Source organism: Escherichia sp. MOD1-EC6098 (assembly GCF_002965865.1).
Taxonomy (GTDB): domain Bacteria; phylum Pseudomonadota; class Gammaproteobacteria; order Enterobacterales; family Enterobacteriaceae; genus Escherichia; species Escherichia marmotae.
In genome coordinates this window covers 1-25,989 of sequence record NZ_PTSN01000012.1, presented here as the reverse complement: position 1 = coordinate 25,989, position 25,989 = coordinate 1, and the positions used below count along the sequence as shown (strand labels likewise).

The 25,989-nt window shown below is 47.2% G+C and carries 25 protein-coding genes and 1 pseudogene; 11 read left to right on the top strand and 15 right to left on the bottom strand.

The annotated features are described in order from the left end of the window. Positions 1 to 391: 391 nt before the first annotated feature. The 4 genes from lldP to trmL are packed head-to-tail and all read left to right on the top strand — an operon-like array spanning position 392 to position 4,531. A complete protein-coding gene (lldP, locus tag C0K55_RS13485) occupies positions 392 to 2,047 on the top strand; it encodes an L-lactate permease (RefSeq protein WP_001055313.1) in 1,656 nt (551 codons plus the stop codon). Beyond that, complete coding sequence (lldR, locus tag C0K55_RS13480; protein ID WP_001517469.1) at positions 2,047 to 2,823, top strand: transcriptional regulator LldR; 777 nt, start codon at positions 2,047 to 2,049, stop codon at positions 2,821 to 2,823. Before lldP ends, lldR begins: the two co-directional genes overlap by 1 nt. Continuing rightward, entirely contained in the window at positions 2,820 to 4,010 is a 1,191-nt protein-coding gene (gene lldD / locus C0K55_RS13475) for a quinone-dependent L-lactate dehydrogenase (RefSeq protein ID WP_000586943.1), read from the top strand. Before lldR ends, lldD begins: the two co-directional genes overlap by 4 nt. Positions 4,011 to 4,057: 47 nt before the next feature. After that, a complete protein-coding gene (trmL, locus tag C0K55_RS13470) occupies positions 4,058 to 4,531 on the top strand; it encodes a tRNA (uridine(34)/cytosine(34)/5-carboxymethylaminomethyluridine(34)-2'-O)-methyltransferase TrmL (RefSeq protein WP_000932355.1) in 474 nt (157 codons plus the stop codon). 55 nt (positions 4,532 to 4,586) lie between these two features. Here the strand turns inward: trmL and cysE are convergent, their stop codons facing one another. The 5 genes from cysE to C0K55_RS13445 form a co-directional block, all read right to left on the bottom strand. Beyond that, entirely contained in the window at positions 4,587 to 5,408 is an 822-nt protein-coding gene (gene cysE / locus C0K55_RS13465) for a serine O-acetyltransferase (RefSeq protein WP_001277564.1), read from the bottom strand. A gap of 79 nt (positions 5,409 to 5,487) precedes the next feature. Further along, positions 5,488 to 6,507 carry an NAD(P)H-dependent glycerol-3-phosphate dehydrogenase gene (gpsA, locus tag C0K55_RS13460; RefSeq protein ID WP_105266829.1) on the bottom strand — a complete coding sequence of 340 codons (1,020 nt, stop codon included), beginning with the start codon at positions 6,505 to 6,507 and terminating at the stop codon, positions 5,488 to 5,490. After that, on the bottom strand, positions 6,507 to 6,974 hold the full coding sequence (secB, locus tag C0K55_RS13455; RefSeq protein WP_000003377.1) for a protein-export chaperone SecB: 468 nt from the start codon (positions 6,972 to 6,974) through the stop codon (positions 6,507 to 6,509). The genes gpsA and secB overlap by 1 nt, the downstream gene beginning before the upstream one ends. 62 nt (positions 6,975 to 7,036) lie before the next feature. Further along, positions 7,037 to 7,288 (bottom strand): glutaredoxin 3, encoded by a 252-nt coding sequence (gene grxC / locus C0K55_RS13450; RefSeq protein ID WP_000024387.1) that lies wholly within the window; start codon positions 7,286 to 7,288, stop codon positions 7,037 to 7,039. A gap of 139 nt (positions 7,289 to 7,427) precedes the next feature. Further along, positions 7,428 to 7,859: a rhodanese-like domain-containing protein gene (locus C0K55_RS13445; protein WP_105266828.1), complete on the bottom strand. Its 432-nt coding sequence runs from the start codon at positions 7,857 to 7,859 to the stop codon at positions 7,428 to 7,430. A 244-nt stretch (positions 7,860 to 8,103) separates the two neighbouring features. Between C0K55_RS13445 and gpmM the strand changes: the two genes are divergently transcribed. Genes gpmM through C0K55_RS13425 form a run of 3 tightly spaced genes read left to right on the top strand, consistent with a single transcriptional unit; the run spans position 8,104 to position 11,904 of the window. Next, positions 8,104 to 9,648 (top strand): 2,3-bisphosphoglycerate-independent phosphoglycerate mutase, encoded by a 1,545-nt coding sequence (gene gpmM / locus C0K55_RS13435; RefSeq protein ID WP_001517465.1) that lies wholly within the window; start codon positions 8,104 to 8,106, stop codon positions 9,646 to 9,648. Positions 9,649 to 9,681: 33 nt separating this feature from the next. Further along, positions 9,682 to 10,941, top strand: a complete 1,260-nt coding sequence (gene envC, locus C0K55_RS13430) for a murein hydrolase activator EnvC (protein ID WP_001517464.1) — start codon at positions 9,682 to 9,684, stop codon at positions 10,939 to 10,941. A gap of 3 nt (positions 10,942 to 10,944) precedes the next feature. After that, positions 10,945 to 11,904, top strand: coding sequence for a divergent polysaccharide deacetylase family protein (locus tag C0K55_RS13425; RefSeq protein WP_000483843.1), 960 nt, complete (start codon positions 10,945 to 10,947; stop codon positions 11,902 to 11,904). Here C0K55_RS13425 and waaH read toward each other — a convergent pair. From waaH to kbl, 3 genes are all read right to left on the bottom strand, one after another. Beyond that, positions 11,891 to 12,925 (bottom strand): UDP-glucuronate:LPS(HepIII) glycosyltransferase, encoded by a 1,035-nt coding sequence (waaH, locus tag C0K55_RS13420; RefSeq protein WP_000982071.1) that lies wholly within the window; start codon positions 12,923 to 12,925, stop codon positions 11,891 to 11,893. The genes C0K55_RS13425 and waaH overlap by 14 nt on opposite strands. A gap of 238 nt (positions 12,926 to 13,163) precedes the next feature. After that, a complete protein-coding gene (gene tdh / locus C0K55_RS13415) occupies positions 13,164 to 14,189 on the bottom strand; it encodes an L-threonine 3-dehydrogenase (RefSeq protein ID WP_000645981.1) in 1,026 nt (341 codons plus the stop codon). 9 nt (positions 14,190 to 14,198) lie between these two features. Next, the gene (gene kbl / locus C0K55_RS13410) at positions 14,199 to 15,395 is read right to left on the bottom strand and encodes a glycine C-acetyltransferase (protein WP_001213851.1); all 1,197 of its coding nucleotides are present in this window, start codon (positions 15,393 to 15,395) and stop codon (positions 14,199 to 14,201) included. Positions 15,396 to 15,608: 213 nt separating this feature from the next. Between kbl and rfaD the strand changes: the two genes are divergently transcribed. The 4 genes from rfaD to C0K55_RS13390 are packed head-to-tail and all read left to right on the top strand — an operon-like array spanning position 15,609 to position 19,835. Next, a complete protein-coding gene (rfaD, locus tag C0K55_RS13405) occupies positions 15,609 to 16,541 on the top strand; it encodes an ADP-glyceromanno-heptose 6-epimerase (RefSeq protein WP_000587764.1) in 933 nt (310 codons plus the stop codon). Positions 16,542 to 16,550: 9 nt separating this feature from the next. Next, the gene (rfaF, locus tag C0K55_RS13400; RefSeq protein ID WP_000699256.1) at positions 16,551 to 17,597 is read left to right on the top strand and encodes an ADP-heptose--LPS heptosyltransferase RfaF; all 1,047 of its coding nucleotides are present in this window, start codon (positions 16,551 to 16,553) and stop codon (positions 17,595 to 17,597) included. Positions 17,598 to 17,600: 3 nt separating this feature from the next. Next, positions 17,601 to 18,560, top strand: coding sequence for a lipopolysaccharide heptosyltransferase RfaC (gene rfaC, locus C0K55_RS13395; RefSeq protein WP_105266827.1), 960 nt, complete (start codon positions 17,601 to 17,603; stop codon positions 18,558 to 18,560). 9 nt (positions 18,561 to 18,569) lie between these two features. Continuing rightward, positions 18,570 to 19,835 carry an O-antigen ligase family protein gene (locus C0K55_RS13390; protein WP_061090971.1) on the top strand — a complete coding sequence of 422 codons (1,266 nt, stop codon included), beginning with the start codon at positions 18,570 to 18,572 and terminating at the stop codon, positions 19,833 to 19,835. Between the two features lie 25 nt (positions 19,836 to 19,860). Here the strand turns inward: C0K55_RS13390 and C0K55_RS13385 are convergent, their stop codons facing one another. The 7 genes and pseudogenes from C0K55_RS13385 to C0K55_RS13355 form a co-directional block, all read right to left on the bottom strand. Beyond that, the gene (locus C0K55_RS13385; protein WP_001236429.1) at positions 19,861 to 20,934 is read right to left on the bottom strand and encodes a glycosyltransferase family 9 protein; all 1,074 of its coding nucleotides are present in this window, start codon (positions 20,932 to 20,934) and stop codon (positions 19,861 to 19,863) included. Between the two features lie 32 nt (positions 20,935 to 20,966). Continuing rightward, positions 20,967 to 21,818: a 3-deoxy-D-manno-oct-2-ulosonate III transferase WaaZ gene (gene waaZ, locus C0K55_RS13380; RefSeq protein ID WP_061090972.1), complete on the bottom strand. Its 852-nt coding sequence runs from the start codon at positions 21,816 to 21,818 to the stop codon at positions 20,967 to 20,969. A 73-nt stretch (positions 21,819 to 21,891) separates the two neighbouring features. Next, positions 21,892 to 22,590 carry a lipopolysaccharide core heptose(II) kinase RfaY gene (gene rfaY, locus C0K55_RS13375; RefSeq protein WP_000615163.1) on the bottom strand — a complete coding sequence of 233 codons (699 nt, stop codon included), beginning with the start codon at positions 22,588 to 22,590 and terminating at the stop codon, positions 21,892 to 21,894. Between the two features lie 17 nt (positions 22,591 to 22,607). Next, positions 22,608 to 23,624, bottom strand: a complete 1,017-nt coding sequence (gene rfaJ / locus C0K55_RS13370; RefSeq protein ID WP_061090973.1) for a lipopolysaccharide 1,2-glucosyltransferase RfaJ — start codon at positions 23,622 to 23,624, stop codon at positions 22,608 to 22,610. A 39-nt stretch (positions 23,625 to 23,663) separates the two neighbouring features. Further along, entirely contained in the window at positions 23,664 to 24,683 is a 1,020-nt protein-coding gene (gene waaO, locus C0K55_RS13365; protein WP_061090974.1) for a lipopolysaccharide 3-alpha-galactosyltransferase, read from the bottom strand. Further along, complete coding sequence (gene waaB, locus C0K55_RS13360; RefSeq protein ID WP_061090975.1) at positions 24,683 to 25,762, bottom strand: lipopolysaccharide 1,6-galactosyltransferase; 1,080 nt, start codon at positions 25,760 to 25,762, stop codon at positions 24,683 to 24,685. The genes waaO and waaB overlap by 1 nt, the downstream gene beginning before the upstream one ends. A 43-nt stretch (positions 25,763 to 25,805) precedes the next feature. After that, positions 25,806 to 25,989, bottom strand: a pseudogene (locus C0K55_RS13355) (lipopolysaccharide biosynthesis protein); the annotation flags it as partial.

Here is a 25,989-nt window from a genome sequence, read left to right as displayed (position 1 = left end):
GGTAAACCCTGATGCGCTACGCTTATCCGGCCTACAGGAGGATTCCACAAATTCCTGTAGGCCGGATAAGGCGTTCACGCCGCATCCGGCAAAATAAGGTGCACCAGGTCAACAATCTGCGGGCAATTCTCTGATGAGGATTGCCCTTTTCTTTACCAGACACCTTCCTCACCCCAAATTGGCCCTACCAATTCTTCCCTTATCTGGCCTCTGGTTCACAGTTCATCAATTCAAACTCACATTAACGTTGCCATCACATAACATTTGGTTAACCATTCATTGTCATTATCCCTACACAACAAAATTGGCAGTGCCACTTTTACACAACGTGTGACAAGGAGATGAGCAACAGACTCATTACACGATGTGCGTGGCCTCCAGGAGACCTGCAATGAATCTCTGGCAACAAAACTATGATCCCGCCGGGAATATCTGGCTTTCCAGCCTGATAGCATCGCTTCCCATCCTGTTTTTCTTCTTTGCGCTGATTAAGCTCAAACTGAAAGGATACGTCGCCGCCACCTGGACGGTCACTATCGCTCTGGCGGTAGCTTTACTGTTCTATAAAATGCCGGTCGCCAACGCGCTGGCCTCCGTGGTTTATGGCTTCTTCTACGGCCTGTGGCCGATCGCGTGGATTATTATTGCAGCGGTATTCGTCTATAAGATCTCGGTGAAAACCGGGCAGTTTGACATCATCCGCTCGTCCATTCTTTCAATAACCCCTGACCAGCGCCTGCAAATGCTGATCGTCGGTTTCTGTTTCGGCGCATTTCTCGAAGGGGCTGCAGGCTTTGGCGCACCGGTCGCGATTACCGCAGCCTTACTGGTCGGCCTGGGCTTTAAACCACTGTACGCCGCCGGGCTGTGCCTGATTGTTAACACCGCACCGGTGGCATTTGGCGCAATGGGTATTCCGATTCTGGTTGCCGGGCAGGTAACAGGCATCGACAGCTTTGAGATTGGCCAGATGGTAGGCCGCCAGCTACCATTTATGACTATTATCGTGCTGTTCTGGATCATGGCAATTATGGACGGCTGGCGCGGTATCAAAGAAACCTGGCCTGCGGTCGTGGTTGCGGGTGGCTCGTTTGCCATCGCACAGTACCTCAGTTCCAACTTCATTGGGCCGGAACTGCCGGACATTATCTCTTCGCTGGTATCGCTACTCTGCCTGACACTGTTCCTCAAACGCTGGCAGCCGGTGCGCGTTTTCCGCTTCGGTGATTTGGGGGCGTCACAGGTTGATATGACGCTGGCTCACACCGGTTACACCGCAGGTCAGGTATTGCGTGCCTGGACACCGTTCCTGTTCCTGACCGCCACCGTAACACTGTGGAGTATTCCACCGTTTAAAGCCCTGTTCGCTTCGGGCGGAGCGCTGTATGAGTGGGTCATCAACATTCCGGTGCCGTACCTCGATAAACTGGTTGCTCGTATGCCGCCGGTGGTCAGCGAAGCCACCGCCTATGCAGCCGTGTTTAAATTCGACTGGTTCTCTGCCACCGGCACCGCCATTCTGTTTGCTGCGCTGCTCTCTGTTATCTGGCTGAAAATGAAACCGTCTGACGCTATCAGCACCTTCGGCAACACGCTGAAAGAGCTGGCGCTGCCCATCTACTCCATTGGTATGGTGCTGGCGTTCGCCTTTATTTCGAACTATTCCGGGTTGTCGTCAACACTGGCGCTGGCTCTGGCACACACCGGCCACGCATTCACCTTCTTCTCGCCATTCCTTGGTTGGCTGGGTGTATTCCTGACCGGCTCGGATACATCATCTAACGCCCTGTTTGCCGCTCTGCAAGCCACAGCAGCACAACAAATTGGCGTCTCTGACCTGTTGCTGGTTGCAGCCAACACTACCGGCGGCGTCACCGGCAAGATGATCTCTCCGCAATCTATCGCCATCGCCTGTGCGGCAGTAGGCCTGGTTGGCAAAGAGTCTGATTTGTTCCGCTTTACTGTCAAACACAGCCTGATCTTCACCTGTATGGTGGGCGTGATCACCACGCTGCAGGCCTATGTCTTAACGTGGATGATTCCTTAATGATGGTTATACCCAGACGCCTGTCAGACGAGGTAGCAGATCGTGTGCGGGCGCTGATTGATGAAAAAAATCTGGAGGCGGGCATGAAGTTGCCCGCTGAACGTCAACTGGCGATGCAGCTCGGCGTGTCGCGTAATTCATTACGCGAGGCGCTGGCAAAACTGGTAAGCGAAGGCGTGCTGCTCAGCCGACGCGGCGGCGGGACGTTTATTCGCTGGCGTCATGATGCATGGTCGGAGCAAAACATCGTCCAACCACTGAAAACGCTGATGGCCGATGATCCGGATTACAGCTTCGATATTCTGGAAGCCCGCTACGCCATTGAAGCCAGCACCGCCTGGCATGCGGCGATGCGCGCCACGCCTGGCGACAAAGAGAAAATTCAGCTTTGCTTTGAGGCAACGCTCAGCGAAGACCCGGACCTCGCCTCACAAGCAGACGTTCGTTTTCATCTGGCGATTGCCGAAGCCTCACATAACATTGTTCTGCTACAGACCATGCGCGGTTTCTTTGATGTCCTGCAGTCCTCGGTAATGCAAAGTCGCCAGCGGATGTATCTGGTTCCGCCCGTTTTTTCGCAACTGACTGAACAGCATCAGGCAGTCATTGACGCCATTTTTGCTGGTGATGCCGACGGTGCGCGTAAAGCGATGATGGCGCATCTCAGTTTTGTCCACACCACCATAAAACGATTCGATGAAGATCAGGCACGCCGCGCACGCATTACCCGCCTGCCCGGTGAGCATCATGAGCATTCGAGGGAGAAAAACGCATGATTATTTCCGCAGCCAGCGATTATCGCGCCGCCGCACAACGCATTCTGCCGCCGTTCCTGTTCCACTATATGGATGGCGGCGCATATTCTGAATACACCCTGCGCCGCAATGTAGAAGATTTGTCCGACGTGGCGCTGCGCCAGCGCATTCTGAAAAACATGTCTGACTTAAGCCTGGAAACGACGCTGTTTAATGAGAAATTGTCGATGCCAGTAGCGCTGGCTCCGGTGGGCTTGTGCGGCATGTATGCGCGTCGCGGCGAAGTCCAGGCAGCAAAAGCGGCAGATGCGCATGGCATTCCGTTTACTCTCTCGACGGTTTCCGTTTGCCCGATTGAAGAAGTTGCACCAGCCATCAAGCGCCCAATGTGGTTCCAGCTTTATGTACTGCGCGATCGCGGCTTTATGCGTAACGCGCTGGAACGGGCAAAAGCCGCGGGTTGTTCGACGCTGGTTTTCACCGTTGACATGCCAACGCCGGGCGCACGCTACCGTGACGCACACTCGGGTATGAGCGGTCCGAATGCCGCAATGCGCCGCTACTTGCAGGCGGTGACTCATCCGCAATGGGCTTGGGATGTGGGTCTGAACGGTCGTCCGCATGATTTAGGTAATATCTCAGCTTATCTCGGTAAACCGACCGGACTGGAAGATTACATCGGCTGGCTGGGGAATAACTTCGATCCATCCATCTCCTGGAAAGACCTTGAGTGGATCCGTGATTTCTGGGATGGCCCGATGGTGATCAAAGGGATCCTCGATCCGGAAGATGCCCGGGATGCAGTCCGTTTTGGCGCGGATGGCATTGTAGTTTCTAACCACGGCGGTCGTCAGTTGGATGGCGTGCTCTCTTCCGCCCGCGCACTGCCTGCTATTGCAGATGCGGTGAAAGGCGATATCGCGATTCTGGCGGATAGCGGCATTCGTAACGGGCTTGACGTTGTGCGTATGATCGCACTCGGTGCCGATACCGTACTGCTGGGCCGTGCTTTCCTGTATGCACTGGCCACGGCGGGCCAGGCGGGCGTGGCAAACTTGCTGAATTTGATCGAGAAAGAGATGAAAGTGGCGATGACGCTGACTGGCGCGAAATCGATTAGCGAAATCACGGAAGACTCGCTGGTTCAGGGGCTGGGTAAAGAGTTGCCTGCGGCACTGGCTCCGATGGCGAAAGGGAATGCAGCTTAAGGGTTAGATTAATATCTGCTATCCTGCCCCCGCACTAAGGGGGCAGTATGCTAAACATCGTACTTTACGAACCAGAAATTCCGCCAAACACTGGCAACATCATTCGTCTTTGCGCTAATACCGGCTTTCGTCTGCATATCATCGAACCGATGGGATTTGCCTGGGACGACAAGCGCCTGCGCCGCGCGGGGCTGGACTACCACGAATTTACCGCCGTTACGCGTCATCATGACTATAGCGCGTTTCTTGAGGCGGAAAATCCCCAGCGTCTGTTTGCCCTTACCACTAAAGGTACGCCCGCACATAGCGCCGTAAGTTATCAGGATGGCGATTATCTGATGTTCGGCCCGGAAACACGTGGCTTACCCGCAACCATCCTTGACGCCCTGCCCGCTGAACAAAAAATTCGTATTCCAATGGTGCCGGACAGCCGCAGCATGAACCTGTCCAATGCGGTGTCGGTGGTGGTGTATGAAGCCTGGCGGCAGTTGGGGTATCCGGGGGCGGTGTTGAGAGATTAGTTACCGTAGGCCGGATAAGATGCGTTAGCATCGCATCCGGCACGATCACAGGACATCAGATCCCATCGCCATACTCAAACGTATGGTGAATGCCGTTGAAATGCTGATCCATATCCATTGACGGTTTATCGCTGTCTGGTTTACCGACGATACGCGCCGGAACGCCAGCGGCAGTGGTATGCGGCGGCACTGGTTGCAGCACCACGGAACCTGCGCCAATCTTCGCGCCACGACCAACTTCAATGTTGCCGAGAATTTTCGCACCAGCGCCAATCATCACGCCTTCACGAATTTTCGGGTGACGATCGCCGCTGGTTTTACCTGTGCCACCGAGCGTCACGGATTGCAGAATCGACACGTCATTTTCAATTACCGCCGTTTCACCAACGACGATGCCCGTCGCGTGGTCGAGCATGATACCGCGACCAATTTTTGCCGCCGGATGGATATCGACCTGGAACGTCACAGATACCTGGTTTTGCAAGAAAATTGCCAGTGCACGGCGGCCCTGATTCCACAACCAGTGACCAATGCGATACGCCTGCAAGGCATGAAAACCTTTCAGGTATAACAATGGCGTTGAGTATTTATCGACTGCCGGGTCGCGGGTACGCACCGCCTGGATATCGCAGGCCGCAGAAGCGATCATTTCCGGGTCGGCGGCATAAGCTTCTTCAACCACTTCGCGAATAGCAATGGCAGGCATAATGGGCGATGACAGCTTGTTCGCCAGCATATAGCTCAATGCACTCCCCAGGTTTTCGTGCTTGAGTAGCGTTGCGTGGTAAAAACTGGCCAGCATTGGCTCACAGTCCGCCAGCGTTCTGGCTTCAGCTTTAATATTGTTCCAGACAATTTCCAGTTCTTCACACGACATTGCTTACTCCACACGATGAGGTAATGACCGGCCCGTTCTGCGCGAGCCGGGTCATAGCGGTAACAAAGGTTCCCTGGGTTTAGTGGCTGCTGCGCTCGTCCTTGCGTGCACGACCTAATAGTGTCAATGCTGCCTCGCGCGCGTTTTTTCCGCAATATAATACTTGATAAATTTCCTCGGTTATTGGCATTTCAACGCCGAAGCGATGCGCCAGTTCGCGAACCTCTTTCGTATTGCGGTAACCTTCCACCACCTGACCAATCTTCTCCTGCGCACTTTGTACATCCATGCCCTGACCGAGCATCATGCCAAAGCGGCGGTTACGCGACTGGTTGTCGGTACAGGTAAGCACCAGATCACCCAGGCCTGCCATGCCCATAAAGGTGGCAGGCTCGGCACCCAACGCCGTGCCCAGACGCGACATTTCAGCCAGGCCACGGGTAATCAGCGCCGTTCGCGCATTCGCCCCAAAACCGATACCGTCAGACATCCCCGCACCAATCGCAATGACGTTTTTCACCGCGCCGCCAAGTTGCACGCCAATGAAATCCGGGTTGCTGTAGACACGGAAACTTTTGCCGCAGTGCAGCAGTTGCTGGAGATCGTCAGCAAAATCCTGGTCGGTAGAGGCCAGCGAAATAGCCGTTGGTAAACCTGCTGCCAGCTCTTTCGCGAAAGTGGGGCCAGAGATAACCGCCAGCGGAATTTGATCGCCTAACGCTTCGCGCGCCACGTCCTGTAACAGACGCCCGGTTTCCGCTTCCAGCCCTTTGGTTGCCCATACCAGGCGCGCGTCAGGACGCATCAACGGTTTAATCTGCCGCAGTACTTCACCAAAGACATGGCTGGGTACGACGACGAGAATATTACGGCTGGCTGCCAGCGCAGTGGCGAGATCACTTTCAAGGTGGAGCGTATCGGGAAAAGGCACATCGGGGAGAAACGCGGCGTTACAAAGGTCGCGTTCAAGCGTCGCGATATGTTCAGGGTCATGGCCCCAGAGGACAACCTCGTGGCCATTTCTTGCCAGGGTGATGGCAAGAGCGGTGCCGTACGAGCCGGCACCGATCACAGTCATTGAAGCATTACGTTGGTTCATCAGGCATCCTGATGTTCTTCAGTACCTTCGCCAGCCTGCTGCTGTAAATAGTTCATGAACAGAGCATCGAAGTTAACCGGCGCAAGGTTCAGTTGCGGGAATGTACCGCGGGATACCATGCTGGTGATGCATTCACGAGCATACGGGAACAGAATGTTCGGGCAGTATGCGCCCAGGCAATGTGCCATCTGGGTGCCTTCGATACCCGCGATGGAGAAAATACCGCCCTGCTGAACTTCGCACAGAAACGCGGTTTCTTCGCCCAGGGATGCCGTTACGGTAACACGCAGTACCACTTCGTAAACGTCATCTGCCAGTTGGGAAGATGCCGTATCCAGATCAAGTTTAACTTCTGGCTGCCAATCTTTCTGGAAAACGTGCGGCGCGTTCGGCGCTTCGAAAGAAATATCCTTGGTATAAATACGCTGGATCTGGAAAGTCATTTCGGTGTTGTTTTGTTCTGACATGTGTAGAAAACCCTTAAGTGTTGTCCTTAAATACTGCGCAATGTAATGCCAACGTTCACACGTTATTTCAGCAGAGGATCCAGTCCACCACGTGCATCCAATGCATACAAGTCGTCACAGCCGCCAATGTGCTGTGCGTCAATAAAAATCTGCGGAACCGTGGTGCGGCCACTGCGTTTGATCATCTCTTCACGCTTAGCGGCGTTGCCATCAATCGGCAGTTCCTGGAAATTCACGCCCTTGCTGCTCAGCAATGCTTTCGCACGATGGCAATAAGGGCAGGTTTCTTTGGTATAAATTTCAACATTGGCCATAATTTAGCTCCTGTTTTTTACCTGTTGTTTTATGTTGCAGGGTAGCGACAAAATAGAATATCCCCAGAAGCTTATATCAATAAGTCACTGGGGGCATAATTGCAGCTAACTATCAGCGGCATAAAAAACGACAGGTAAATTATTTGCCGCGCACCAGAGGCAAGTTCTCGCCAGCCCAGCCAGCTACGCCTTCTTTCAGCACAAATACTTGCGCAAACCCAGCTTTCGTCAGCGCGTTTGCTGGCTCCTGGCACTGCATGCCAGAACCGTCAACCACGATAACCGGTTTGTCTTTGTGCTTATCAAGCTCACCAACATTGTTGGTTTTGATTTCGGTCGGCAACAAATTGATAGAGCCAGCGATATGGCCTTTACGGAAGTCATCACGTTGGCGTAAATCCACAACCACAGCGTCTTCTTTGTTGATCAGACGCGTCGCTTCACCACGTGTAATCACCTTCACTTTCGAGGTCAGGCTTTTGAACGTAGTAACCAGGACCGCCACCAGTAACGCGATCCAGGCGATACTCAGCATGGGATGGCGGCCGACAAATTGCATAATTTCTTGCATGGGGGGTAACAACTCCCGACGTAGTGATTAAAAAAACCAGGAAAGGAGTATACCTGCGCGTTGCGGCAAATACAGCCAGCGCGTGCACTGGAATGCAATTTTGCGGGGCGCTACGAAAAAAAATCGCAAATCAGCCCCCGGCTTTCACTGTGCGGCGTCATAATTTGATCTTCAGAGGCTATTTTATCGATTCAGCTGTAGTAAAATTACGCAAATTTTGACTCTTGAGTATGAGGTTGTCGCAATGTCGGTTTCTAAAAAACCTATGGTACTGGTGATTCTGGATGGCTATGGCTATCGCGAAGAACAGCAGGATAACGCCATTTTTAGTGCAAAAACCCCGGTAATGGATGCACTGTGGGCCAATCGTCCGCATACCCTGATCGACGCTTCCGGTCTGGAAGTCGGTCTGCCTGACCGTCAGATGGGTAACTCCGAAGTAGGTCACGTTAACCTGGGTGCCGGCCGCATCGTGTATCAGGACCTGACTCGTCTGGACGTTGAAATCAAAGATCGCGCGTTCTTCGCTAACCCGGTGCTAACTGGCGCGGTAGATAAAGCGAAAAACGCGGGCAAAGCTGTACACATTATGGGTCTGCTCTCCGCTGGCGGCGTACACAGCCACGAAGATCACATCATGGCAATGGTAGAACTGGCCGCTGAACGTGGCGCAGAAAAAATCTATCTGCACGCATTCCTCGACGGTCGCGACACCCCACCGCGCAGCGCTGAAGCTTCTCTGAAAAAATTCGAAGAGAAATTTGCCGCACTGGGTAAAGGCCGCGTAGCGTCCATTATTGGTCGTTACTACGCGATGGACCGCGACAACCGTTGGGATCGCGTTGAAAAAGCTTATGACCTGCTGACTCTGGCGCAGGGCGAATTCCAGGCTGATACCGCCGTTGCCGGTTTGCAGGCCGCTTATGCTCGTGACGAAAACGATGAATTCGTGAAAGCGACTGTCATCCGTGCCGAAGGCCAGCCAGATGCAGCAATGGAAGACGGCGACGCACTGATTTTCATGAACTTCCGTGCTGACCGTGCCCGTGAAATCACCCGCGCGTTCGTTAACGCTGATTTCGACGGTTTCGCCCGTAAGAAAGTGGTTAACGTTGATTTCGTGATGCTGACCGAATACGCCGCCGACATCAAAACCTCAGTGGCTTACCCACCAGCCTCTCTGGTTAACACCTTCGGTGAGTGGATGGCGAAAAATGACAAAACTCAGTTGCGTATTTCCGAAACCGAAAAATATGCCCACGTCACCTTCTTCTTTAACGGCGGCGTAGAAGAGTCGTTCAAAGGCGAAGATCGCATTCTGATCAACTCACCGAAAGTCGCGACCTACGACCTGCAACCGGAAATGAGCTCCGCAGAACTGACCGAAAAACTGGTTGCGGCAATCAAGAGCGGCAAATACGACACCATCATCTGTAACTACCCGAACGGCGACATGGTAGGTCACACCGGGGTGATGGAAGCGGCAGTTAAAGCGGTAGAAGCGCTGGATCACTGCGTGGATGAAGTGGCGAAAGCCGTTGAATCTGTTGGCGGTCAACTGCTGATCACCGCTGACCACGGTAACGCTGAACAGATGCGCGATCCGGCTACCGGTCAGGCGCACACGGCGCACACCAACCTGCCTGTTCCGCTGATTTACGTTGGCGATAAGAACGTGAAAGCGGTTGAAGGTGGCAAACTTTCTGACATCGCGCCGACCATGCTCTCTTTAATGGGTATGGAAATCCCGCAAGAGATGACTGGTAAGCCGCTGTTCATCGTGGAATAATCCCTCCCCATGAGGGGAAAGGCGATTAATACCATGACACGGGCCACGAAACCGCGCAGGTTTGCAGTCAGGCCCATCATTTACGCCAGCGTTCTTAGCGCTGGCGTATTGTTGTGCACTTTTTCCGCCCAGGCGGATGACCGCGACCAACTCAAGTCTATTCAGGCCGATATCGCCGCGAAAGAGCGCGCGGTACGCCAACAACAGCAACAACGCGCAAGCCTGCTCGCACAATTGAAAAAGCAGGAAGAGGCGATCTCTGAAGCCACCCGTAAGCTGCGCGAAACGCAAAACACGCTCAATCAACTGAATAAACAGATTGATGAGATGAACGCGTCAATTGCTAAGCTGGAGCAGCAAAAAGCCGCTCAGGAACGCAGCCTCGCCGCGCAACTGGATGCCGCGTTTCGTCAGGGTGAGCATACCGGTATTCAGCTCATTCTTAGCGGTGAAGAAAGCCAGCGCGGCCAGCGTTTGCAGGCTTACTTCGGTTACCTCAACCAGGCACGACAAGAAACCATCGCTGAGCTGAAGCAGACGCGCGCAGAAGTTGCCATGCAGCGTGCTGAACTGGAAGAGAAACAGAGCGAACAACAAACACTGTTATATGAACAGCGCGCCCAACAGGCGAAGCTGACCCAGGCGCTGAATGAGCGTAAGAAGACGCTGGCAGGGCTGGAGTCTTCCATTCAACAAGGTCAGCAACAGTTAAGCGAGCTGCGCGCCAACGAATCTCGTCTGCGCAATAGCATTGCTCGTGCAGAAGCGGCAGCGAAAGCACGTGCTGAACGTGAAGCGCGCGAAGCCCAGGCAGTGCGCGACAGGCAGAAAGAAGCGACGCGCAAAGGCACCACCTACAAACCAACCGAAAGCGAAAAATCGCTGATGTCCCGTACCGGTGGTTTAGGTGCACCGCGTGGTCAGGCATTCTGGCCTGTTCGTGGGCCAACACTGCATCGCTATGGCGAACAGCTACAGGGCGAGCTGCGCTGGAAAGGGATGGTTATTGGTGCTTCTGAAGGCACTGAAGTTAAAGCGATTGCCGACGGTCGAGTAATTCTGGCTGACTGGCTGCAAGGCTACGGTCTGGTGGTGGTGGTTGAGCACGGTAAAGGCGATATGAGTCTTTACGGCTATAATCAGAGCGCACTGGTGAGCGTTGGCTCGCAGGTTCGCGCGGGTCAGCCAATTGCACTAGTGGGCAGCAGTGGCGGTCAGGGTCGGCCTTCACTCTATTTCGAAATTCGCCGCCAGGGTCAGGCGGTCAATCCACAGCCGTGGTTGGGAAGATAAGTTTTGTTTCCATTTCGTCGTAACGTTCTTGCATTTGCCGCTCTGTTGGCGCTTTCCTCCCCCGTACTTGCTGGCAAACTTGCCATCGTTATTGATGATTTTGGCTATCGCCCGCACAACGAAAACCAGGTGCTGGCGATGCCATCCGCTATCTCCGTCGCCGTGCTACCCGACTCGCCGCACGCCAGAGAGATGGCGACCAAAGCGCATAACAGCGGTCACGAAGTGTTGATTCATCTGCCGATGGCACCATTGAGTAAACAGCCGCTGGAAAAAAATACGTTGCGCCCGGAAATGAGTAGCGACGAAATTGAGCGCATCATTCGCAGTGCAGTCAATAACGTGCCCTATGCTGTGGGGATCAACAACCACATGGGCAGCAAGATGACCTCGAACCTGTTTGGTATGCAGAAAGTGATGCAGGCGCTGGCACGTTACAATCTTTACTTCCTCGACAGCGTAACCATCGGCAATACCCAGGCGATGCGCGCTGCGCAAGGTACTGGCGTGAAAGTTATTAAACGGAAGGTATTCCTCGACGATTCGCAAAACGAAGCGGATATTCGTGTGCAGTTTAATCGCGCAATTGAACTGGCGCGTCGCAACGGTTCGACGATCGCCATTGGTCATCCTCACCCTTCAACGGTACGTGTGCTGCAGCAGATGGTTTATAACCTGCCGCCAGACATTACGCTGGTGAAAGCCAGCAGCTTGCTGAATGAACCGCAGGTCGATACATCGACTCCGCCGAAAAACACCGTGCCCAACGCGCCGCGTAATCCGTTCCGTGGTGTGAAGCTGTGTAAACCGAAGAAACCGCTGGAACCGGTTTATGCTAATCGCTTCTTTGAAGTATTAAGCGAAAGCATCAGCCAGAGCACACTGATCGTTTACTTCCAGCATCAGTGGCAAGGCTGGGGCAAACAGCCCGAAGCGGCAAAACTTAACGCTAGCGCAAATTAAAGGCGCTACGCGTAATGCGATGGTGCGACCGTGTTTTGTCGCGCCATTGCCATAAGCGGAAAGACCACAGCAACGCCTGATAACCCACCTTCACGCTGCGCACATTAGTAATCAGGCGCTTATACATGCCGGAAGTAAATATCTCGGCAATCATCTGCTGGCGGGTAATAATATCCGGCTCTTTACGTACCGCATGGCAAACGCGCAATGCTTCATACGTTATTTGCTGATGAAATTCCGGATAAATCGTAATTTTGTCGGCGTACTGGCGATTTAATTTTTCCAGCAGACGCGTGATTTTAATATAGTGGCGTTGATAATTAAGGTTTTTATTCCCTTGTCTATTCAGACGACTCACTGACGAATTATGCAGATAATATTTATATAATGGTTGCTCGGTATATCGCGCGCGCAGCGCGTTAAACATAAATTCTGTTGTCCAGACAATATCCTGATGATGTAATCCGGCAATAAATTTAATGTTATTTTTTACAATAACATCGCGGCGATAAACGCCCATCCAGACAACGTGAGTCCAGCGGCGGGAAGAAAGCCCCATCCGCAGCCAGTCCGGGCCAGTTAACACGCCGGTTGAGCGAAGGCGATCGGTGGGAATAGATTGCCAGGTTTCCCCGGTATCACGAAAACACCAGTCAGCATTGCACTGCGCCACGTCGAGATCGTCCTCTAGCGCCATTGTCATCAGCGTTTCGTACATAGAGGGATAGACTTCATCATCTGCATCGACAAAAGCGACATATTTGCCCGTCGCCGCCTCAATCCCACGATTACGCGCTACCGATGCGCCAGCATTCGCCTGATGCAACAAGCGAACGTGCGGATAGTTTTCCGCGTAATGCTTTGCTATTTCAACAGAATTATCCGTTGAACCATCGTTAATAATAATAATTTCCAGAGCAGTCCAGGTTTGCGCAATTAAAGATTCCATACACGTGCGAAAATCATCGCCCGCATTATATAACGGGATAATAACACTAAGTTTATTGGTGCTGTTCATCATAAGTTACCGACGACCTCTGAAATTACCGTTCCTTTGTACAGGCTTTGCATTAAGAAACTATTAAGCCGGTGAGATATTATTTTTACGGGTGAGAGAGTAACTTCAGGTTAGAGAGATAATGAGAACAGCTATATAAGAGAACAGCGCAATTACTTATTCTTTATTGTACTGACAAGATTTTACATATTTAACGGATTATCCTCAGGAAAAAGGGCTGGAATGCCAGCCCTTTTTTGTGTTAATCCCAGCTCAGGATAACTTTCCCAGACTGGCCAGAACGCATGGCGTCAAAGCCTTTCTGGAAATCATCGATGGAGAAACGATGGGTAATGATTGGCGAGAGATCCAGACCAGACTGAATCAGCGCCGCCATTTTATACCAGGTTTCGAACATCTCACGGCCGTAAATGCCTTTAATGAACAAGCCCTTAAAGATCACTTTTGTCCAGTCGATAGACATGTCAGACGGCGGGATACCCAGCATTGCAATACGACCGCCGTGATTCATGGTGTCCAGCATGGTGCGGAACGCCGCTGGCGCACCGGACATCTCCAGACCAACATCAAACCCTTCGGTCATGCCGAGTTCTGCCATTACATCATTGAGGTTTTCTTTGGCAACGTTAACCGCGCGAGTGATGCCCATTTTACGCGCCAACTCCAGACGGTATTCGTTAACGTCGGTGATCACCACGTTGCGTGCGCCGACGTGTTTTGCTACCGCCGCCGCCATAATACCAATTGGCCCCGCACCAGAAACCAGCACATCCTCGCCAACCAGATCGAACGACAGCGCCGTGTGTACCGCATTACCGAACGGATCGAAAATCGCAGCTAAGTCGTCGGAGATATTGTCGGGAATTTTGAAGGCGTTGAATGCCGGGATCACCAGATATTCAGCGAAGCAACCCGGACGATTAACGCCAACGCCGATCGTGTTGCGGCACAGATGAGTACGACCACCACGGCAATTACGGCAATGACCGCAAGTAATATGGCCTTCACCGGAAACGCGATCGCCAATTTTGAAGCCTTTCACTTCCTGGCCAATACCAACCACTTCACCAACATATTCATGGCCTACGACCATTGGCACCGGAATGGTTTTTTGCGACCACTCATCCCAGTTGTAGATGTGAACGTCAGTCCCGCAGATGGCTGTTTTACGGATTTTAATCAGCAGGTCGTTATGTCCGAGTTCCGGTTCAGGAACGTCGGTCATCCAGATGCCCTCTTCCGCTTTCAGTTTGGATAACGCTTTCATCTCACATCCTCAGGCGATAACGCCCAGTTGTTTACCAATACGCGTGAACGCTTCGACCGCACGCGTAATTTGCTCAGGAGTATGCGCCGCAGACATCTGGGTACGAATACGTGCCTGACCTTTCGGTACGACCGGATAGAAGAAACCGGTAACGTAAATGCCCTCTTTTTGCAGCTCACGAGCAAATTTCTGTGCCACTACAGCATCACCAAGCATGACCGGAATAATGGCGTGATCGGCACCCGCCAGGGTAAAGCCAGCGGCTGACATCTGCTCACGGAACTGACGCGCGTTCGCCCACAGGCGGTCACGCAGTTCACTGCCCGCTTCGACCATCTCCAGCACTTTAATGGAAGCGGCGACAATGGCCGGTGCCAGCGAGTTGGAGAATAAGTACGGACGAGAACGCTGGCGCAGCCACTCAACCACTTCTTTGCGCGCCGCGGTGTAACCGCCGGAAGCACCGCCCAGCGCTTTACCCAGCGTGCCGGTGATGATATCGACACGGCCCATCACGTCGCAGTATTCATGAGAACCGCGGCCGTTTTCACCGACAAAACCGACAGCATGAGAGTCATCGACCATCACCAAAGCGTCGTATTTATCCGCGAGATCGCAAACTCCTTTCAGGTTGGCAATTACGCCATCCATAGAGAACACACCATCGGTGGCGATTAACACATGGCGCGCCCCGGATTCACGCGCTTCTTTCAGCCGCGCTTCCAGCTCCTGCATATCGTTATTGGCGTAGCGATAGCGTTTGGCTTTGCACAGACGCACACCGTCAATGATCGAAGCGTGATTCAGCGCGTCAGAGATAATGGCGTCTTCTGCGCCCAGCAGCGTTTCAAACAGACCACCGTTGGCGTCAAAACAGGATGAGTAGAGAATCGCATCTTCCATACCCAAGAATGCTGCCAGTTTCTGCTCAAGCTCTTTATGGCTATCCTGAGTACCGCAAATAAAACGTACTGAAGCCATCCCGAAACCGTGAGAATCCATTCCCGCCTTTGCCGCCGCAATCAGCTCAGGATGGTTCGCCAACCCGAGATAGTTATTGGCACAAAAGTTAATGACGTGGCTTCCATCAGCCACAGTGATGTCCGCTTGTTGCGCAGACGTGATAATGCGCTCTTCTTTAAACAACCCTTCCGCCCTTGCGGTTTCCAGGTCGTTAGTTAACTGCTGATAAAATTCTCCACGCATTGCGACTCTCCAGACAGGACAAATTCCCGCACATATTACCCAAACTTACAGGTCGCGACGAGATGACGCGTTAACACTTCTGTAAAATTTAGAATAAATAACGCCCATCATTCTCACTTTCGGTGAATGGCTGAAGCCAACGCCGTGTAGTGATATGATAGAAGTATTCGTGTCTGAGATTGTCTCTGACTCCATAATTCGAAGGTTACAGTTATGATCATCGTTACCGGCGGCGCGGGCTTTATCGGCAGCAACATCGTTAAGGCCCTGAATGATAAAGGCATCACCGATATTCTGGTGGTGGACAACCTGAAAGACGGCACCAAGTTTGTGAACCTGGTGGATCTGAATATCGCAGACTATATGGATAAGGAAGACTTCCTGATCCAGATTATGGCTGGCGAAGAGTTCGGTGATGTCGAAGCGATTTTCCATGAAGGCGCGTGCTCTTCCACCACCGAGTGGGATGGCAAGTATATGATGGATAACAACTATCAATACTCCAAAGAGCTGCTGCACTACTGTCTGGAACGCGAAATCCCATTCCTGTATGCATCTTCCGCAGCCACCTATGGCGGACGCACCTCCGACTTTATCGAATCCCGCGAATACGAAAAACCACTGAACGTCTACGGTTACTCAAAATTCCTGTTTGATGAATATGTTCGTCAAATCCTGCCAGAAGCGAACTCGCAGATTGTCGGTTTCCGTTACTTCAACGTTTATGGGCCGCGTGAAGGCCATAAAGGCAGCATGGCGAGCGTCGCTTTCCATCTCAACACTCAGCTTAACAACGGTGAATCACCGAAACTGTTCGAAGGTAGCGAAAACTTTAAACGCGACTTCGTCTACGTGGGCGACGTGGCTGATGTGAACCTGTGGTTCCTGGAAAATGGCGTTTCCGGCATCTTTAACCTCGGCACCGGTCGTGCAGAATCTTTCCAGGCCGTGGCGGATGCGACGCTGGCTTATCACAAGAAAGGCCAGATCGAATACATTCCGTTCCCGGATAAACTGAAAGGCCGTTATCAGGCATTCACCCAGGCAGATCTCACTAACCTGCGTGCTGCGGGTTATGACAAACCATTCAAAACCGTTGCCGAAGGCGTAACGGAATATATGGCCTGGTTGAATCGCGACGCATAAGAGCTTTGAATGAAAATACTGGTGATCGGCCCGTCTTGGGTTGGCGACATGATGATGTCGCAAAGTCTCTATCGTACGCTCCAGGCGCGCTATCCCCAGGCGATAATCGACGTGATGGCACCTGCCTGGTGCCGTCCGTTATTGTCGCGGATGCCGGAAGTCAACGAAGCCATTCCCATGCCCCTCGGTCATGGGGCGCTGGAGATTAGCGAACGCCGCAAGCTGGGGCATAGCCTGCGCGAAAAACGTTACGACCGCGCCTACGTCTTACCCAACTCCTTTAAATCAGCATTAGTGCCTTTCTTCGCAGGTATTCCTCATCGCACCGGCTGGCGTGGTGAAATGCGCTATGGTTTACTCAACGATGTTCGCGTACTTGATAAAGAAGCCTGGCCACTGATGGTGGAACGCTATGTCGCGCTGGCCTACGACAAAGGCATTATGCGCACAGCACAAGATCTGCCGCAGCCACTGCTATGGCCGCAGCTACAGGTGAGCGAAGGTGAAAAATCGTATACCTGTAATCAATTTTCCCTCTCATCAGAACGCCCGATGATTGGCTTTTGCCCTGGTGCAGAGTTTGGTCCGGCAAAACGCTGGCCGCACTACCACTACGCGGAACTGGCGAAACAGCTCATTGATGAAGGTTATCAGGTGGTTCTGTTTGGCTCGGCTAAAGATCATGAAGCGGGTAATGAGATCCTTGCGGCATTGAATACCGAGCAGCAGTCGTGGTGTCGTAATCTGGCAGGGGAAACGCAGCTTGATCAAGCGGTTATCCTGATTGCGGCTTGTAAAGCCATTGTCACTAATGATTCAGGGCTGATGCACGTTGCGGCAGCGCTTAATCGCCCACTGGTTGCACTGTATGGCCCGAGCAGCCCGGACTTCACACCGCCGCTTTCCCATAAAGCGCGGGTGATCCGCCTGATTACGGGTTATCACAAAGTGCGTAAAGGTGACGCCGCAGAGGGTTATCACCAGAGCCTGGTCGACATTACGCCACAACTCGTGCTGGAAGAACTCAACACGCTGTTGTTACAAGAGGAAGCCTGACGGATGCGGGTACTGATCGTCAAAACATCGTCGATGGGCGATGTTCTCCACACGCTGCCCGCGCTCACCGATGCACAGCAGGCAATCCCGGGGATTACGTTTGACTGGGTGGTGGAAGAAGGTTTTGCACAAATTCCTTCCTGGCACGCCGCCGTTGAGCGGGTTATTCCGGTAGCGATACGTCGCTGGCGTAAAGCGTGGTTTTCAGCGCCTGTTAAAGCAGAGCGGAAAGCGTTTCGTGAAGCGCTACGGGCGGAAAACTATGACGCGATTATTGATGCGCAAGGACTGGTAAAAAGTGCCGCGCTGGTGACACGTCTGGCGCATGGCGTTAAGCATGGAATGGACTGGCAAACTGCTCGCGAACCACTGGCAAGCCTGTTTTATAATCGCAAGCACCATATTGCGAAACAGCAGCACGCCGTAGAACGAACCCGTGAGTTGTTCGCTAAAAGCCTGGGGTATAGCAAACCACAAACCCAGGGCGATTATGCTATTGCGCAGCATTTCCTGACAAATCCACTACCGGATGCTGGTGAATATGCTGTATTTCTGCATGCCACGACCCGTGATGATAAGCACTGGCCGGAAGAGCACTGGCGAGAATTAATCGGCTTGCTGGCAGATTCGGGGATCCGCATTAAACTCCCTTGGGGCGCACCGCATGAAGAAGCTCGGGCGAAAAGGCTGGCGAAGGGATTTGATTATGTCGACGTATTGCCGAAGATGAGTCTGGAAGGAGTTGCCCGAGTGCTGGCCGGGGCGAAATTCGTGGTTTCGGTAGATACGGGGTTAAGCCATTTAACTGCGGCTCTGGATAAACCCAATATCACTGTTTATGGACCGACCGATCCGGGATTAATTGGCGGATATGGGAAGAATCAGGTGGTTTGTAGGGCCCCGGGGAAAAGCTTAATTAATCTCAACGGTCACGCAGTTTTAGAAAAATTATCATCATTATAAAGGTAAAACATGCCAACCTTCATTAAACTCCAATCATGGAAACCTTATGCTCTAAAATCATCTACGATTTTAGAGATAATGACTTATATATTAAGTTTTTTTTCGTTGATAATTGCATTCGTCGATAACACTTTCAGCATAAAGATATATAATATCACTGCTGTAGTTTGCTTATTATCACTAATTTTACGTGGTAGACAAGGAAATTATAATATAAAAAAACTTATTCTTCCCCTTTCTATATTTTTTATAGGATTGCTTGATTTAATTTGGTATTCTTTATTTAAAGTAGATAACTCACCATTTCGTGCTACTTACCATAATTACTTAAATACTGCCAAAATATTTTTATTTGGTTCTTTTATTGTTTTTTTAGCCCTTACCAGCAAACTAAAACAAAAAAAAGAAATTGCATTATATGTTATGTATTCTCTGTCATTTATAATTGCCGCATATGCATTTTATATTAATAGCATTTATGAACATGATCGCATTTCTTTTGGTATAGGAACGGCAACAGGAGCGGCATATTCAACTATGTTAATAGGCATAGTTAGTGGTGTTGCAATTCTTTATACTAAAAAAAATCATCCTTTTTTATTTTTATTAAATAGTTGCGCGGTGCTTTATGTTCTGGCACTAACACAAACCAGAGCAGCCCTACTGCTCTTCCCTGTGATTTGTACTGTTGCATTAATAGCTTATTATAACAAATCACCAAAAAAATTCAGCACCGCTATCATTCTACTAATTACCATATTGGCTAGTGTTGTAATTATATTAAATAAACCAATTCAATATCGTTATAATGAAGCGTTAAATGATTTAAACAGTTACACCAATGCTAATAGCGTGACTTCCTTAGGTGCAAGACTAGCAATGTATGAAATTGGTTTAGATATATTCAAAGAATCACCTTTTTCATTTAGATCTGCAGAGTCGCGCGCTGAAAGTATGAATTTGTTAGTCGCAGAACACAGCAGACTGAGAGGGGCATTGGATTTTTCTAACGTACATCTGCATAATGAGATAATTGAAGCTGCTTCACTGAAAGGTATGATGGGAATTTTTTCCACTATATTCTTCTATTTCTCACTATTTTATACAGCATATAAAAAACGCGCATTGGGTTTGTTGATATTAACGCTTGGTATTATGGGGGTTGGACTCAGTGATGTGATCATATGGGCACGCAGCATTCCAATTATCGTTATATCCGCCATAGTTCTCTTACTCGTTATTAATAATCGCAACAATACTATTAATCAAGAATAGACAAGTTTAAGAAGTGAGTTAAAACTCACTTCTTATCTATACAACTTAATCTCTTTACTGAATCAGTTAAAGTTTCAGTATCGATATCTTTTACCGTAAATGTTGGGGATACTATTTGTATAGATTGATGATTATTCGGAGCCCAAATTAAATGTGAGGGATATTCCGGAGCACGTGAATTAGGATAAAATGCAAGCGTTGGTTTATGATAAGCCGCAGCGATATGAACAAGAGCTGTATCAACAGAAATGACAAAATCACTATACCTGGTCAACGCAACAGTATAAATAAATTCGTTGAAAGGTAGTGTTTCAATTTCAGATATTGGTATTGTCAATAAATCTTGCGGTAACCCGGTAAATATCACTCGATAATTTTTAAACCATATCTTCACTTCTTGATATATAAATTTTATTTGTTCAGGAGTAAGTCGGCATATTTTTTTTGCACCTAATGGGTTAATGATGACTATTTTTGTATTTCCAATAAAATCTTTTATTTTATTTTCAACATCTACAGGTAAATGCAAGTCGTAGTCGGTGGAAAATTCACCCTCACCATAAATATGCTTCAGTATTTCTGTTGCTCGTGTACTCATGTGTTCTTTTAAACATTCATCGTGGGGATGGTAAAATGAATAGTAACGCTTATACCATTGATCAAAACCCAAAATGTAAGAATCTTTTAAACTTGATAATATTAAACTATGCTTAAATGAAGGCATAGTTTCAAAGGGGTCTAATACAATATCGAACTGTAAATCCCGCAGATGCTTACATAGACTAAGCATTTTAAGGAAGCCAGTTGATTCTTTAATACAGAAATCAAATATATTTTTATTATTAGAGAGAAACTCCCCACCCTTTCTATTTGTGAGAATGGTTATTTTAACCCCTTTACTGTAAAGTTCACGATAAATCGAACTTAATACAATTAGATCACCGAGTTTATTATTATCATGAATTATAAGACATGATTTAACTTGCGCAGGTTCTGTAACTTGATTATTAATTTCCCTACGAAATATAAAAGAAAGGAAATTAATCTTGATTTTGTTTATATAAAATCTTTTCTTTTTATGAAAAGTTCCTAGGCGCATTTTTATACCATATTATTTTAGTTTCATGATGTTTAATTAGCATAAGAATCAGTTGAGACTTCATATTGTATTTTTATTCTTGTCTCATCTTTTGATTCTTCGGTACTGATTTCTTGAAGTTTAATGAATGGAATTACATCGTAAGAAATAGCTGTATCATCAGATAAATTATAAATATTAATATCTTCTACATTATCACGCATAAAACGGAAGAATGGTAATATTTTGAATAAATCCCTACTCAATTCTGAGGGCATGGGATTATTATTTTCATCATAGAATCGCGAGCAGCTACCAGTTAAATCCAGACCAGAACAAATAATCCGTGCATACTTCAGTGAATATGCTATTTGAATTGCAGCAAAGGCAATAGTATGACATGAGCAATAACCAAAACTGATGTCCTTGCAAAATCCGACCAGACGACCTCTTTTAGACCAAGGTACAGAGATCAGCAGTTCTTTGTGAATCTGACTCAATATATTAAATTTGATCTTCTTTATAAAACCACCTTTTTCCCGGCGGTAAAAAGACCGTAATACAAGGCAGTTCTGGAGGATATAAAGTTTATCTTCTTCGGAAGCGTGTTCATAAACGTCAATGTTTACTATGGTATAACGACTTCTCTGGCTAAATTTATAAAAATCATCACGACGCTGATGTAAAAAGCGAACATCTGTAAGTACATATATAAAGGGAACAATATTATGACTTAACAGATATTGCGCTGAACCATTGACAGCAATAATATCCTTTGCCCGTAATATCGACAAAGGCGTCTTTTGCGATGTGGGACCAGACAGAAAAATAATAACATCATCAGATGTCTTATTTTCTATCAGGTTTTCAACATCCTTTTTGTCAATGTATCGAATATTCTTCATGATAAACCTGTGAAATAAATAACTCCGTGTAAAAATGCCTAACGAAGACAAGTAATTGCGGGATATTTCTATTTTAGCGTGCTGGTTTCCCTTTCAAACGCCGCATAAAATTGCGCATTTTTTTACGATATACTAAAAGATAATAACCTAGATCTTTAATCTCATTTTTAATACCGTAATGACGCTCTAAATCAATACGATCTTTCGCTTTACGCTGTGCTGAAGCACGTTTTCCTGAAAGATCAATAATTCTAACCTCACCATTTTTTATAATGAAGTTACCACGATGAGGATCACCAGAAACCATACCATGTTGATGCAATGAATTAATTGATTGCTGAATTTTATTTTTTAGCACATCATCAATATCGGGTATATCACACAACTCTACACCATCAATATACTCGATAATCATAATATAAGTATGGACGAATCGTAAGGTTTTTCGCTCAGCCAACAAATAAAAATCATTGAGGGTATTTAACCCTTCATTTCGTACTTTTTGGGTTTGCTCAAAAAGGCGTTCGTAATAATCACCTTTTAACAGCGACTTAAAGAAACGTTCGTTACGCTTAACTTTCGGGGAAAAGACCTTAAGTATTAATTTACCGTAATCGGTATCAATAAGCATGACTTTCGTATCATCAATAGAACGAAAAACTTTGATGATATTTATATTATAAGACAAGAAGTCATTTAATACATTGAGATACTTTGAATTGCTTTCATCGGTAAAAACAACTAAGTCTTTGATCTTGTTCTTCTGAATCATGATAAACCAGTTAAATGTTATTTACGGTAATATTTTCGGCAAAGATAACAGACTCCTGCTATGATTCCTGAGATATAATGATGTTGCACTAACAGATGTTTATATCTTTTTTTAAATTCAATAATTGATTTTGCATCTCGCGGAGAGTCATCTTTCCAGGGGGAATTTTCTAACGCTATTTTATAGTATTTCACCGATGGATATATTGCCCATTTGTGCCACGGTTTAGTAGCACCTGTATAATGAATAAGAAGAGTACTTTCTGTAATCAACTTTTTATAGTTTTGATGTGTTTTATCTTTTAATTCACTTTTAATTGTATAAATTGTATTGTACTCACGAAGTAAAAATATTGTCATTCCCTTCAGTAAGACATTCATAACATCCTGGTCAGGATATTTATAAATATTATCTTTGCTCATAAGAATAGACAACGCTTTTTCTGTTAGTTTTGCGTCAACCCATTTTTTTAAGTCTAAATAAACGACACCAGAATTAAAGTACTGCCCCAGTAGTTCAGGATCAGACAACCTTGATACTGCCTTTTCCTGCATTGGCTCAACATCTTTAACAACAGCAGCCACCGCTCCGTTTAAATCCAGATGCAATAGCGGGCTAATATCACCTTTACAAACAACATCCGCATCAAGATAAAGCAAACGATCAAGCGTTAAACCCAACAATTGAAATGCAAATAAACGAAAGTACATTGCTCTTGACCAGACCTGTGTACAAGGCAAGCACTGAAGCTTATCAGTATTAATTCTATATAACGTGATTCTTAATTGGTATTGTTCTGCAAGTTTTGCGACTTTTTGAAAAAAGTCATCATTGTAGATATCAGCAATAATATAAAAATCAAGATTAATATGTCGATTATTTAGAACAATTGATGTGATAGAAACACCTACACCATCAAGATAATTAGCATCGACACCATAGGCAACATTTAAACATTCAGAAGTATTTATATCAGCTAGCCGAAAATCCCAGGCTTTAACTTTATCTATCTCTATGGCAGGAAATGAGTCCACAATGCTACCCTTATATCATTATTTTATAGTTTCCCAGTTTTAATGCATTATCTTTTTAATAAAATACAAAAGATAATTGCTAAATCCTTTTAGATATCTATGCTTTTTAAGCATATGTTTTGCGCTATACCTTAATTGATTGCTATTGTTAGGTTTCAGCAACGCCGTATTCTTCCATGGCGAAGCATTTTTTGCCTCCATAAAGGCTTGTGATACAGGATAATCCCAGGCCCAGTCATGCCAGGGCTTGGTTGGACCGATATAATGGATAAAAATAGTATTTCCGTTTACTGGGTTTTTAAAACTTTCTTTGAGTTGATAATTTAAGCTAAACTGGGTGTTATATTTAATATCAGCAAAAATAAGTTTGTCTGCCAGCAGCATATTTAATACATCCTGATCAGGATGTGTTATTTTTTTGATTATTTCTGGTTCATTTAACATTGCAATGGCTCGCGCAGAAACCAGCTCGACTGCCCATTGTTCTGTATTGATAAATAAAAAACCGGAGTTAAAGTAACCTTTAGCAATCCCCGCAACACCTAACGAATGTGCGCGTTTTTCCCACCAGTCAGCCTGGCCTTCCGTAACAACCATTGCGACTTTATAGTCTGGAAACGAGAAATCGATTAGTGGCTCAATAGCCCCCTGGCAAATGATATCTGCATCCAGATAAAGGACTTTAGGCACCTTATTAATAAAGTAATCCGCAATAATAAATCGAAAATATATTGCATAAGTCCAGTTCTTGGTACTTGGCAATGATCGAAGTCGATCACCATTAATCAGATATATTTTAATTCTGGTTTTATACTGTAACGCCAGGGCATCAAAATACTTACGATCATCATCACCAAAATAATCAGTAAAAATATGGAAACACAATCGACTTCCTTCATTATATTTTAATATAGAAGCAATCGATATTCCGCAACCAAAAAGAAAATTTTTGTCAGTTCCATAAGCGATGTCCAGACAAAGATTTTCTGTTTCTACTTTATGATTATAATCAATAACTGAATTAAGAAACTCAGTTTCCTGGAAAAACACCTGCTGCATTATTTCCTCCGGGAAATAGCAGAAATAATTATCTTATGTAATCTGTCGTAATACTTCGGTTTATAAAACTTATCTATCGATGAAGGAATTTTCCCATGTTCGATATGAATTTCACCTGCTATATATTTATTCAGAAGAGTTACAAAACCAGTAATATCTCCCGGTTGATACAGATGACCATTAACATCAGATTGAATAATGTCAGCAGGTCCGGAGACACAATCGGCACTGATACAAGGAATTCCCCATGATAAAGCTTCAAGTAAAGTCATTGGGAAACCTTCAAAAGATGACGTGAGTAATAACGCACTCACTTTTTTAATATCTTGCTGGACTAATTCCCAAGGATGTTGTTGCCAACCATACCAGACAATTCGATCATCAATATTTAATTCTCTACTATAAGCCTGGCATTTTTCAAAATCGGAGCCATCACCCAATACATGGAGTTTCCAGTTACCTTGAGCTTGTGATAAGCCATCAAGGAGGTCTTTAACCCGCTTCTGTCCCTCGAATTTCATACGCCCAACATAAATGAACGTTGCCGTTTCGCCTTCCTCAGGCGCAGGAATGACTGTGTCTTTAGCTTCGACTGGATTAAAAATAACATTTATCGTCGATTCTGGTACACCCCGATTAATCATTTGCTGTTTAATGCCAGAGCTGATTGCTAAATGATAGTCGGCACAGGTGATATATTCAGCATGTTTTTTGTGATCTAAAGAAAAATGTGGCCATGAAAATACTGGCACATCAATTCCTGATTTTTTACGTGCTTTGGCCGCATACAAACACGAGATAACGTCAATACAAATAACAACATCTGGCTGATAATCCTGAAGCCATTTGCTTAAAGCATGAATATGTTTCGTTCGACGCAAAAAACCTAACCGAATATTGGAAAATGAACACGAGTATTCAATACCTTCCAACCATCCCTTATCCATTTTGTCATTGCGACAAAAGAAAAACATTTCACTTTGGATGTGTTGTTGCCTGAAGGTATTAATGACATCGCGGATAACCGTTTCCATGCCACCAAATCCAGAAACCGCTTCTCCGATAAATGCTATTTTCATAGAAACTCTCATTAATTGAGTAAAACTCACTGTTTTAATAGTTTTATTTGCCTATAAAATCAGCAACAATTGTTGACATCATTTTATCAGGACTGAATTTATATAAATTATCATAATCCATTGGTTTAACAGATGAGTTAATAAAATACTCTAATTTATCCCAATCATCATGACCTATTATAAAAAAACGAGACTCACTATAAATTTCTGAACCCAGTATATTTGTA

Coding starts and splice junctions, on each gene's coding strand:
- lldP (WP_001055313.1), top strand. CDS start 392: ATGAATCTCTGGCAACAAAACTATGATCCCGCCGGGAATATCTGGCTT.
- lldR (WP_001517469.1), top strand. CDS start 2,047: ATGATGGTTATACCCAGACGCCTGTCAGACGAGGTAGCAGATCGTGTG.
- lldD (WP_000586943.1), top strand. CDS start 2,820: ATGATTATTTCCGCAGCCAGCGATTATCGCGCCGCCGCACAACGCATT.
- trmL (WP_000932355.1), top strand. CDS start 4,058: ATGCTAAACATCGTACTTTACGAACCAGAAATTCCGCCAAACACTGGC.
- cysE (WP_001277564.1), bottom strand. CDS start 5,408: ATGTCGTGTGAAGAACTGGAAATTGTCTGGAACAATATTAAAGCTGAA.
- gpsA (WP_105266829.1), bottom strand. CDS start 6,507: ATGAACCAACGTAATGCTTCAATGACTGTGATCGGTGCCGGCTCGTAC.
- secB (WP_000003377.1), bottom strand. CDS start 6,974: ATGTCAGAACAAAACAACACCGAAATGACTTTCCAGATCCAGCGTATT.
- grxC (WP_000024387.1), bottom strand. CDS start 7,288: ATGGCCAATGTTGAAATTTATACCAAAGAAACCTGCCCTTATTGCCAT.
- C0K55_RS13445 (WP_105266828.1), bottom strand. CDS start 7,859: ATGCAAGAAATTATGCAATTTGTCGGCCGCCATCCCATGCTGAGTATC.
- gpmM (WP_001517465.1), top strand. CDS start 8,104: ATGTCGGTTTCTAAAAAACCTATGGTACTGGTGATTCTGGATGGCTAT.
- envC (WP_001517464.1), top strand. CDS start 9,682: ATGACACGGGCCACGAAACCGCGCAGGTTTGCAGTCAGGCCCATCATT.
- waaH (WP_000982071.1), bottom strand. CDS start 12,925: ATGATGAACAGCACCAATAAACTTAGTGTTATTATCCCGTTATATAAT.
- tdh (WP_000645981.1), bottom strand. CDS start 14,189: ATGAAAGCGTTATCCAAACTGAAAGCGGAAGAGGGCATCTGGATGACC.
- kbl (WP_001213851.1), bottom strand. CDS start 15,395: ATGCGTGGAGAATTTTATCAGCAGTTAACTAACGACCTGGAAACCGCA.
- rfaD (WP_000587764.1), top strand. CDS start 15,609: ATGATCATCGTTACCGGCGGCGCGGGCTTTATCGGCAGCAACATCGTT.
- rfaF (WP_000699256.1), top strand. CDS start 16,551: ATGAAAATACTGGTGATCGGCCCGTCTTGGGTTGGCGACATGATGATG.
- rfaC (WP_105266827.1), top strand. CDS start 17,601: ATGCGGGTACTGATCGTCAAAACATCGTCGATGGGCGATGTTCTCCAC.
- C0K55_RS13390 (WP_061090971.1), top strand. CDS start 18,570: ATGCCAACCTTCATTAAACTCCAATCATGGAAACCTTATGCTCTAAAA.
- C0K55_RS13385 (WP_001236429.1), bottom strand. CDS start 20,934: ATGCGCCTAGGAACTTTTCATAAAAAGAAAAGATTTTATATAAACAAA.
- waaZ (WP_061090972.1), bottom strand. CDS start 21,818: ATGAAGAATATTCGATACATTGACAAAAAGGATGTTGAAAACCTGATA.
- rfaY (WP_000615163.1), bottom strand. CDS start 22,590: ATGATTCAGAAGAACAAGATCAAAGACTTAGTTGTTTTTACCGATGAA.
- waaO (WP_061090974.1), bottom strand. CDS start 24,683: ATGCAGCAGGTGTTTTTCCAGGAAACTGAGTTTCTTAATTCAGTTATT.
- waaB (WP_061090975.1), bottom strand. CDS start 25,762: ATGAAAATAGCATTTATCGGAGAAGCGGTTTCTGGATTTGGTGGCATG.